Genomic DNA, 9,773 nt, shown 5'->3' on the forward strand with positions numbered 1-9,773 from the left:
ATTATTTGCGAGCCAGATCGCCCAAGCTGAAAGCAAGGGTGCACAATGTCAGAATTCTTCACGCCTGAGGTCCTAACGGCCCTGTTCCAGGTCATCATGATCGACCTGGTGCTGGCGGGCGACAACGCCATCGTCATCGGTCTGGCGGCGGCGGGCCTGCCCAAGGAGCAGCGCGCCAAGGCCATCCTCATCGGCATCATCGCCGCGACCGTGCTGCGCATTGGTTTTGCGGCGGCCACGACCCAGCTCCTCCAGATCGTCGGCCTGCTGCTCGCCGGCGGCGTCCTGCTCTTGTGGGTGTGCTGGAAGATGTGGCGTGAACTGCGTCACAGCGCCGCCGAGGAAACGCAGGGCATGGAAGCGCTCACCGAGTCCGACATGGACCAGGATGGCGCAATCGCAGGAACCGCGCCGCGCAAGACCTTCGCGCAGGCGGCATGGCAGATCGTCATCGCCGACGTGTCCATGTCGCTCGACAATGTGCTGGCGGTCGCTGGTGCTGCGCGCGAGCATCCCGGCGTTCTGGTCTTCGGCCTGGCCCTCTCCATCGCGCTGATGGGCATTGCGGCGTCCTTCATCGCCCGAGTGCTGCAAAAATACCGCTGGATCGCCTATGTCGGCCTTGTGATCATTCTCTACGTGTCCTGCGAGATGATCTATCGCGGCGTTTTCGAGGTGCTGCCCTATCTTCAGGGCTCCTGATCTCCGTACTGGCCGGGGCGCAAACGCCCCGGCCAGTGAGTTCCGCCTGCGCCGGCATCCGGAACAAAGCGACGGTCCCGTCACACACATTTTGCACAGCGCGCAAAAACATGCAGACATGGCGCGCCAGAACGTCGGACCGGGAAGCGTACGCGTTTTTCGGATTATTCCGATGTTCCATCGAGGTGACAGAGCGTCCTTTGTGCGTCCGGCAAGACGCACGGCGCTCCAAACGTGCAGGCGGACGGAGACGGCATGAGCGATACGGGCATCGAGGCGCGCAAGGCATCGCGCGCCGGCGTCTGGGGATGGATGCTGTTCGACTGGGCGGCGCAACCTTTCTTCACCGTGGTGACCACTTTCATCTTCGGCCCCTACGTCGTTGCGCGCATGGCGAGCGATCCGGCCGCCGGTCAGGCGGCATGGGGATATGGCGTGGCCGCAGCCGGTTTCGCCATCGCCATACTTTCCCCCGTTCTGGGCGCGATCGCCGACCAGACGGGACCGCGCAAGCCGTGGATCGCCTTCTTCGCCGCGATCAAGATCGCCTGCCTTTTCCTGCTGTGGCTGGCGACGCCGGGCTCCGGTCTGTTCTGGGTGGTGGCGGTGTTCTCGCTGGCCTCGGTGGCGGCCGAATTCTCCACCGTGTTCAACGATTCGATGATGTCGCGGCTCGTTCCGAAAGAGCAGATCGGCCACGTCTCCAATGTCGCCTGGGGGCTCGGCTATCTGGGCGGCATGGTGGTGCTGATCTTCGTGGTGGCGTGCCTGGCCGCCCTGCCGGACACGGGGCTGACCGTCGTCGGTCTCAAGCCGCTATTCGGGCTCGATCCTGCACTGGGCGAGGACGCCCGCGCGACGGGCCCGCTTTCGGCGCTGTGGTATCTGATCTTCATTCTGCCGATGTTCCTGTTCACGCCAGACGCCGTGAAGGGAATCCCGGTCCGGCCGGCTATCCGGCAGGGGCTGGCGGAACTGAAGTCCACGCTTGGCGAGGTGCGCAGGCGTCCCGGCGTCTTCCGCTTTCTGATCGCTCGCATGATCTATCAGGACGGCGTGAACGCGCTGATCGTGCTGGGCGGCGCTTTCGCGGCGGCGATGTTCGGCTGGTCGATCACCGAGATCGGCATTTTCGGCATCATCCTCAATGTCGTGGCCATTTTCGGCTGCTGGGTGGCGGCGCGGCTCGACACCGCGCTCGGCTCCAAGGTCGTGGTGATGATCGCGCTGGCGCTGCTATGCGCCGCGACGGTCGGCGTGGTTTCAACCGGGCCGGGCTACACACTGTTCGGCGCGCTGCAACTGCCGGCCGCCGATTCGGGCGGTCTGTTCGGCACGGCGGCGGAAAAGGCCTACATCCTCTACGGATTGCTGATCGGCGTCGCCTTTGGGCCGGCGCAGGCCTCGTCGCGTTCCTATATGGCGCGCAGCGTCACCGCCGAGGAAGCCGGCCGCTATTTCGGCATCTACGCGCTGGCCGGGCGGGTGACGAGCTTCGCAGCGCCTTTCACCGTGGCCACCGTGACGGCGCTGAGCGGCTCGCCGCGCCTCGGCATGGCGACGATCGTTCTGTTTCTGGTGGCCGGTATGGCGCTGCTGGCCGGCACGCCCTATCCGGCGGACCGGAAAGGGCGCTGAAGGTCAGCCCCGGCCTTCACAGGCAGGGGGACATATTCCCAACGCAAAACCGCATTGCGGCTTTGCTGGAATTGCTCAGTGGCGGAAGTGGCGGGCGCCGGTGAACACCATGGCGATGCCGTGTTCGTCGGCGGCGGCGATCACCTCGTCGTCGCGCATCGAGCCGCCCGGCTGGATGACGGCGGTCGCGCCGGCCTCTACCGCCGCCAGCAGGCCATCGGCAAAGGGGAAGAACGCGTCGGAGGCCACGACGGAACCCTGCGTAAGCGGTTCTGCCCAACCGGCGGCCTCGGCCGCATCGAGCGCCTTGCGGGCGGCGATGCGCGAGGAATCGACGCGGCTCATCTGGCCAGCCCCAATGCCGACAGTGGCCCTGTCCCTGGCATAGACGATGGCGTTCGACTTCACATGCTTGGCGACGCGGAAGGCGAAGCGCAGATCGGCCATCTCGGTCTCCGCGGGGGCGCGCTTCGTCACCACCTTGAGGTCAAAATCGTCGACCACGGCGTTGTCACGGCTCTGCACCAGCAGACCGCCGGCGACCGACTTGACCATCGTTCCGGCCGCGCGTGGATCGGGCAGGCCGCCGGTGACCAGCAGGCGAAGGTTCTTCTTGGCGGCGACGATGGCCTGCGCCTCTTCGCTGACCTGCGGCGCAATGATCACCTCGGTGAAGGTCTTGACGATTTCTTCCGCCGCTTCGGCGTCGAGCAGGCCGTTCAGGGCCACGATGCCGCCGAAGGCGGAAACCGGATCGCAGGCGAGCGCCTTGAGATAAGCCTCCTTGAGGGTCGCGCCTTCGGCGACTCCGCAGGGATTGGCGTGCTTGATGATGGCGACCGCTGCGGTGCGCCGGGAATCGAACTCGCCGACCAGCTCGAAGGCGGCGTCGGTGTCGTTGATGTTGTTGTAGGAAAGCTGCTTGCCCTGCAATTGTCTGGCCGTGGCGACGCCGGGCCGCTTCTCGCCGCTGACGTAGAAGCCGGCCTGCTGGTGCGGGTTCTCGCCATAACGCATGACGCTGTCGAGCTTGCCGCCGAAAGCGCGCCATGCCGGATTCTCGATTTCCAGCGCTTCTGCGAACCAGCCGGAAATCGCCGCGTCATAAGCGGCGGTGCGGGCGAAGGCCCTGGCCGCCAGCTGCTTGCGGAAGTCCAGCGGAAGCGAGCCGGAGTTTGCCTGCATGGTTCCGAGCACGTCGGCGTAATCGGCCGGATCGGTGACGATGGCGACATAGGCATGGTTCTTGGCCGAAGCCCGCACCATGGCGGGGCCGCCTATGTCGATGTTTTCCACGATGGAGGCGTAGTCCGCCCCGGAAGCCCGCACTTCCTCGAAGGGATAGAGATTGACCACGACAAGATCGATCGGCTCGATGCCGTGGGCGCGCATGGCTTCTGCATGTTCTGCGTCGTCGCGGATGCCGAGCAGCGCGCCGTGGACGGACGGATGCAGCGTCTTCACCCGGCCATCCATGATCTCGGGAAAACCGGTGAGATCCGACACGTCGCGCACTGCTATGCCGGCCTCCGCGATGGCTTTCGACGTGCCCCCGGTGGAGACCAACTCGACACCGGCCGTAGCCAGCGCGCGCGCGAAATCGACGAGGCCGGTCTTGTCTGAAACGGACAGCAGCGCGCGGCGCACCGGCACCAGATCGGGGGCGGGGATTTTCTTTGAGGCGACAGCCATGCGAGCGGCCCTTCATGCTGCGGGAAGATTGGGGGCGGCCTAGCACATGAGGGCAGGGATTCAAACGCGCGAATTGTCGTTTCCAGCCGGTTTGGCCGGCGGTGCGTCAGCCATGCACCGCCGCGCCCGCCAGCCGCACCCGCTTCAGCCGCCAGCGCACTTCAGGCAGCGCCGATGCGTTGAAGGTGAGCAGAAACTGACGGCTGATTCGTGGCCCGGCGATGCCGGCGAAGTAGATCGATTCCTCAACCTGCGGCGCGACGTCCGGACAGGAGAACATCCACGCATCGCCATTGTCGGAGGTGAGCACGAAGTGGCCCCCAGAATCGGTGAACAGGTTGATATCGGGGTGCAGATGGAAACGGATGGTGACGAGGTCGTTTCGCTCGTCATGGTCCGCATCGCCGCCGGCGCGCAGAAAGCTGTCGCGACCGATCAGGACGCCGCCCCGATCCAGCAGGATCAACTCGCGTTCGTGAAGCAGGCCGAACCGCTGGAGGTAGCCGTCATGGCGGGCGAGGAAACCGTGCCGGTCAGGGCCGTCGCGGCGCTCGCAATGGACATGACGCGGGCCGCCGATGAGCGGTGCGCCGACAAGGCTCGAAAGGCGCGAGGAATGGCTGAAGCGGGCCGAGGAGGTGTCGTTGAGCGTGGCGGTGGAATGGGCCGCTGTGGCGCGCGCCAGAGGCCGGAATTCCGGGTCGCCATAGGTGTCGACGCCGGCGTTGACGATGAAATGATGGCGGCCGGACGACAGCTCGAAGGACAGGCATCCGGCATGGGCTGCGCCCGAGACAGCCAGCGGTGGTGGCGCGCCGGTGTCGGCGATCACGGTGACATCGCCGATCGACAGACGTTCATAGCCGGAATGGGGGGCGTGCAGCAGAGGCGCGCCGGCGGTGTCGTCATGGCGCAGGATTGCGGCGATACGGTCCTGCACGGTCGCGCCCATGCCGTTGAAGCAGGCGAGGCTGCCTTCCTGGTGGCGGAAGAACCGCAGGGCCGGCAGCATGCGGTCCACCGCGCCCATCAGCGCGGAGGGGGGCTGCTCGGCCTGGTTGGCGTAAGTCTGGCGCAGCGGCAGCAGATCGGCGAGGAACTCCAGCACCAGCAGCGGATTGCGCGAGATGTGACCGCCATCGGGCAGTATCTGCCGGTCCAGTTCCTCCGCGAGATTGCGGCTGGCGTTGCGCAAGGCCGAAGGCGGAACGGGCAGGGAGAGGGCGGCGAAGGCGAGCGCGATGCGCGCGCGCAGCAGGTCTTTACCGCAGGGCATTTCGCGGGCGATCGAACGCAGGTAGCGGATCTGCATGGCGAGTGATTTCAGGAAGGCGCGATAGAAAGGAAAGTCCGCGCCGTGCAAGACCACCGAGGAATGCTGAAGCCAGGCGATGATGCGCTTGGAGGTGACGCCGGGCTCCCATGCGACTCCGGAAATATGGGCGCCGTGATTGGCGATCCAGTCCTTCACCAGAACGCGCGCATTGGCCGAAGCGAGTTCCGTGCTGGCGGCGCGCATATGGCGCAGCCAGCGGAACCCGTGCAGGGAGCGCTTCCAGCCGCGATGCGGAACTTCGATCCTGAATGGCGATTCGCCGCCCGTTTCGACCATCCGGCCGGAGAGGGGAAAGCGTCCGTAATAGATTTCCGTGGCGATCTGGGGGTCGGCAAGGCGCAGGTCCGGCGGGGCGATCAGGACGCGTTCGGGCGTGCGCCCCGAATAGCGCCAGCGATAGGCCGGCCCGGCGCGCAGGCGCCGGCGCGCGTCGCGCCAGAACTCCCTTGCGACCAGCGCCCAAAGGCGTGTCATATCTGCGGCAGCGGTTGCCAACGCCTTCTCGTGACCTCAGTTTCGCTTACAAACTATGCGATTCAATAGGTTATGCGAAGCTGAATTCAAACCGGCGCGACATGCCGTGGCGCATTCTGTCCACATGCTTTCGTAAGCGGCTGCTTGCGCAAGCGCGCTGGCCCTCACTCCGTGGCGCGCTTCTTCAGCCTTGCGGCGAAGAAACCGTCAAGGCCGGAACGATCCGGCGAGCCCATGTCGAGCCCTGCCGGCGTGGTGCGCACCGTGCCTTCCGCCGTGATGAAAGGTGCGATGCCTGGCGCGTCGTTCGGCGAGATCGGCTCCAGCTCCGCCTCGGGCGTGTCGGCGAGGAAGGCGGTGATCAGTTCTTCGCCCTCCACCGGATCGAGCGAGCAGTTTGAAAACAGAACGATTCCGCCGGGGCCAATCAGGGTGAAGGCCTTGTCGAGCAGCCGCCGCTGGAGCGCGGCAAGCCTGGCGATGTCCTCGGGCGTCTTCGTCCATGGCACGTCGGGATGGCGGCGAACCGTTCCTGTGGAGGAACAGGGCGCGTCAAGCAGAACGGCGTCGAATGGCTCCTGCGGCGTAAATTCCAGCAGGTCGCTGTGAATGACGGACGCTTTCAGCCCAAGACGTTCGAGATTGCGGGCCAGGCGCTTCAGGCGGCTTTGCGAGGCGTCGACGGCGGTGACATCTGCGCCCGCATGAACGAGCTGTGCGGTCTTGCCGCCGGGCGCGGCGCAAAGATCGGCAACCCGTCGGCGGGCGATGTCGCCCATCAGCCGTGCGGGCAGGGCGGCGGCCGCGTCCTGCACCCACCATTCGCCTTCATCGAATCCCGGCAGTACCGTGATTGCGCCATCCGGCTTTTCCAGCCGCACCGAACCGGTCGGCAGGACGATGCCGCCGAGGCGTTCGGCCCATGATTGCGGATCGGACTTTACCGTGAGGTCGATGGGCGCTTCCAGACGATGCACTTCGAGGATGGCCCGTGCCTGTTCCGCGCCGTAGGCTTGCGCCAGCCTGTGCGCGAACCATTGCGGAGCGTCATCGGTGGCTGTGAGCGCGGGGCCGAGTTCCGTTTCCTTGACGCGGGAGAGCGCGCGCAGCACCGCGTTGACCAGTCCGGCGAATCGTTGCGTGCGCGGATCGGACTTGGCGTGGGTGACGGCGAGGTCGACGGCGGCGCTGTCGGGAACGTCGAGGAACAGAATCTGCGCGGCTGCGATATGCAGGATGTGGGCGAGCGCGGTCGCATTGGCGGGCAGCGGCTTCTCCAGCCGTTTCGCCAACAGCGCGGCAATGGTCATGCGGTGGCGCAGCGCCGCGCCCAGCATGGCGCGCACCAGCGCACGGTCGCGCATGTCGAGCGCCATATATTGCGGATGGCCGTGCTCGTTGTCGGTCAGCCCGTCCAGCGACGTGCGGGCGTCGATGACCGCGCCGAGCAGCCGCACGGCCGCCTTGCGCGCGGCAAGGCCAGGTGCGGAGGGGCCAGGCGCGGAGGGGCCAGGCGTGGAGGGGGATGCCGGGCCGGGCTTGCGATGGCTGGATGCGTGCCGCTGACGGGCCGGCGTTGCCGGCTTCACGACCACGGGCCTTTCGGCCCGGTAGGGTTACGGCCCCATGGGTTGGTTTCGGGCCGTGCTGGCTCCGGGCGCTCCGCCTTCGGACGCCCGCCCCAGGGACCGGTAGCGTGGCCGGCATCCGCCTGCGGGGCGTTCCGGGGAGCCGGAGCGGGGTTGGGCTGGCCTCCACCCATCGTCGGGCCGCCGGACGAGGCGTCCCATTCGGTCGCCATGGCCTGCAAGGCGGCGATGCGGTTGCCGGTATCGGGGTGGGTTGAAAACAGATTGTCCATGCGCTCGCCGGAAAGCGGGTTGATGATGAAGAGGTGGGCGGTGGCCGGGTTGCGTTCGGCATCCGGATTGTGGATGCGTTCGGCGTTGCGGGCGATCTTGTCAAGGGCGGAAGCGAGCCAGAGCGGCCTTCCGCAGATTTCAGCGCCCCGCCGGTCGGCGGCGTATTCGCGCGTGCGGCTCACCGCCATCTGCACCACCATGGCGGCGAAGGGCGCCACGATCATCGCCACCAGAACGCCGATGAAACCCAGCGGATTGTTGTTGTCGCGGTTGCCGCCGAAGAACAGCGCGAAATTGCCGAGCATGGAGATCGCGCCCGCCAGCGTGGCGACGATGGTCATGGTCAGCGTATCGCGGTTCTGCACATGCGCAAGTTCGTGCGCCATCACGCCGGCGACTTCCTCGGGCGAAAGCCGCTGCAACAGGCCGGTCGTCGCGGCCACGGCGGCGTTCTCCGGGTTGCGGCCGGTGGCGAAGGCGTTGGGCTGCGGATTGTCGATCAGGTAGACGCGCGGCATCGGCAGGCTGGCGCGCGAGGCGAGCTCCCGCACGATGCCGTAATATTCCGGCGCATTGCGTTCATCGACCTCGACGGCGCGATGCATGGACAGCACCATCTTGTCGGCGTTCCAGTAGCTGAACAGGTTCGTCGCCGCCGCGATGAGGAACGCGATCATCATGCCGCCCGCGCCACCGATCAGGTAGCCCACGCCCATGAACAGCGCCGTCATGGCCGCCAGCAGCATGGCTGTGCGCAATGTGTTCATTCGTCACTCTCCGACGTCTTCACGCAAAGGGTCGATCCCTCGCGCCGGCTTCGCTATATGATGGGAAACGAACGGCCAGCTTTCAATCTATTTGGCAGGACGAAAATGACGGATCAAGATGGCGACAAGGTTGCTGACGCAACGGAAGATGAGCCCAGGGCGCTGAGCCCCGCGGCCGAGCGGGCGCTGAAGGAGGCGGTCGAGCGCCGCAAGGCCTATGAGGCTGCGGAAGTGTCGCTTCCCGTCGAACTCGGCGGGCGTGGCGGCAAGGAGCCCGGCCGCTATGGCGATTGGGAAGTGAAGGGGCTGACCAGCGATTTCTGATTTCCCGAGCGCGTCTGGCCTTCAATGCAGGCGTATGGCGTCGCCGGCGCGCAGCCGAGCGGGTTTCTCCACGCGACAATAAACGCCGATATTATGGGCGTTGTGGCGCACAAGCGTGCGCAATATGCCCGGATCGTCGGGAACGCCTTCCTGTGAAATGATGGTGAAGCCGCAGCGCCGGCACGGTTCGACGATCGACAATTCCAGATCGCCGATGGAGAGCCTGCGCCCGATCCACTCCGTTTCGGGAAAATGGCCTTCGACTTCGGGCGTCTCGATGAGGATCGATGGCCGGAAGCGGCGGCGGTCCGGAACGCCGTCCGGGTGAAGCGCTTTCAGGCGCGCCAGCGAGGCGGTGGTAAGCAGGTGCACCGGCGCTTTCTCATAGCGGGCGCGGGTGTGCGGGCCGTCGTAACCGGCCGGGTTCTCGCCTTCGAAGGGCAGGATCGCCGCCCCGAAGCCGAGATAGTCCGAAACCGCGCGCTGGCTGTCCGCGCCCGGCGCGGCCAGCCATTCGCCCCCCGGCGTCATCACTTCCAGACGGCGCGTCTGATCGAGCCTCGCCGCGATGCGTGGCGCCTTGCGCCATTTGGGCAGCCTGTCGGGACGGGCGATCTCGCCATCGCTCGTGTCGATGAGACCGTAGCATCTGTCGCCATCCGCGCCGTCAAGGCCGAAATCGAGCGCCGGAAGCATTTCCCCGCCCAGTGAGCTGGCGGGGTAACGCCATAGTTCCGCTACATGCCCGATATCGGCCATTTCGTTCCTTCAGCGCCTGTTTTGTCTGTTTTGGATGAGTTCGTCGACGACGGTTGGGTCTGCGAGTGTGGAGGTGTCGCCGAGGGCTGCGAAGTCGTCCTCGGCGATCTTGCGCAGGATGCGGCGCATGATCTTGCCCGAGCGCGTCTTGGGCAGGCCCGGCGTGAACTGGATCTTGTCGGGCGAGGCGATCGGCCCGATCTCCTTGCGCACATGGGC

At 66.2% G+C, this 9,773-nt stretch carries 9 protein-coding genes; 3 read left to right on the plus strand and 6 right to left on the minus strand.

Translation table 11 applies throughout. From position 1 onward, the window contains the following. Positions 1-45: 45 nt before the first annotated feature. Both ABID44_RS13405 and ABID44_RS13410 read left to right on the plus strand, forming a co-directional pair. On the plus strand, positions 46-702 hold the full coding sequence (locus ABID44_RS13405; protein WP_354152217.1) for a TerC family protein: 657 nt from the start codon (positions 46-48) through the stop codon (positions 700-702). Positions 703-957: 255 nt separating this feature from the next. Beyond that, complete coding sequence (locus tag ABID44_RS13410) at positions 958-2,340, plus strand: MFS transporter (RefSeq protein ID WP_354152218.1); 1,383 nt, start codon at positions 958-960, stop codon at positions 2,338-2,340. 75 nt (positions 2,341-2,415) lie between these two features. On the opposite strand, the gene purH is transcribed toward ABID44_RS13410, so the two are convergent. The 4 genes from purH to htpX all read right to left on the minus strand — a co-directional run bounded on the left by purH (position 2,416) and on the right by htpX (position 8,471). Then, positions 2,416-4,032: a bifunctional phosphoribosylaminoimidazolecarboxamide formyltransferase/IMP cyclohydrolase gene (purH, locus tag ABID44_RS13415; protein WP_354152219.1), complete on the minus strand. Its 1,617-nt coding sequence runs from the start codon at positions 4,030-4,032 to the stop codon at positions 2,416-2,418. Between the two features lie 106 nt (positions 4,033-4,138). After that, positions 4,139-5,842 carry a heparinase II/III family protein gene (locus ABID44_RS13420; RefSeq protein ID WP_354152220.1) on the minus strand — a complete coding sequence of 568 codons (1,704 nt, stop codon included), beginning with the start codon at positions 5,840-5,842 and terminating at the stop codon, positions 4,139-4,141. Positions 5,843-6,006: 164 nt separating this feature from the next. Next, the gene (locus ABID44_RS13425) at positions 6,007-7,437 is read right to left on the minus strand and encodes an RsmB/NOP family class I SAM-dependent RNA methyltransferase (RefSeq protein WP_354152221.1); all 1,431 of its coding nucleotides are present in this window, start codon (positions 7,435-7,437) and stop codon (positions 6,007-6,009) included. Further along, positions 7,428-8,471, minus strand: coding sequence for a zinc metalloprotease HtpX (htpX, locus tag ABID44_RS13430; RefSeq protein ID WP_354152222.1), 1,044 nt, complete (start codon positions 8,469-8,471; stop codon positions 7,428-7,430). The genes ABID44_RS13425 and htpX overlap by 10 nt, the downstream gene beginning before the upstream one ends. A gap of 105 nt (positions 8,472-8,576) precedes the next feature. On the opposite strand from htpX, the gene ABID44_RS13435 reads away from it, so the two are divergent. After that, the gene (locus tag ABID44_RS13435) at positions 8,577-8,795 is read left to right on the plus strand and encodes a DUF1674 domain-containing protein (protein ID WP_354152223.1); all 219 of its coding nucleotides are present in this window, start codon (positions 8,577-8,579) and stop codon (positions 8,793-8,795) included. A gap of 21 nt (positions 8,796-8,816) precedes the next feature. Here the strand turns inward: ABID44_RS13435 and ABID44_RS13440 are convergent, their stop codons facing one another. Both ABID44_RS13440 and ABID44_RS13445 read right to left on the minus strand, forming a co-directional pair. After that, positions 8,817-9,554, minus strand: a complete 738-nt coding sequence (locus ABID44_RS13440; protein WP_354152224.1) for an MOSC domain-containing protein — start codon at positions 9,552-9,554, stop codon at positions 8,817-8,819. A gap of 9 nt (positions 9,555-9,563) precedes the next feature. Continuing rightward, positions 9,564-9,773: AMP-binding enzyme (locus ABID44_RS13445; protein WP_435521461.1), on the minus strand; the 210-nt coding region annotated here is incomplete at its 5' end.

This window comes from Aquamicrobium ahrensii (genome assembly GCF_040545755.1).
Taxonomy (GTDB): domain Bacteria; phylum Pseudomonadota; class Alphaproteobacteria; order Rhizobiales; family Rhizobiaceae; genus Mesorhizobium; species Mesorhizobium ahrensii.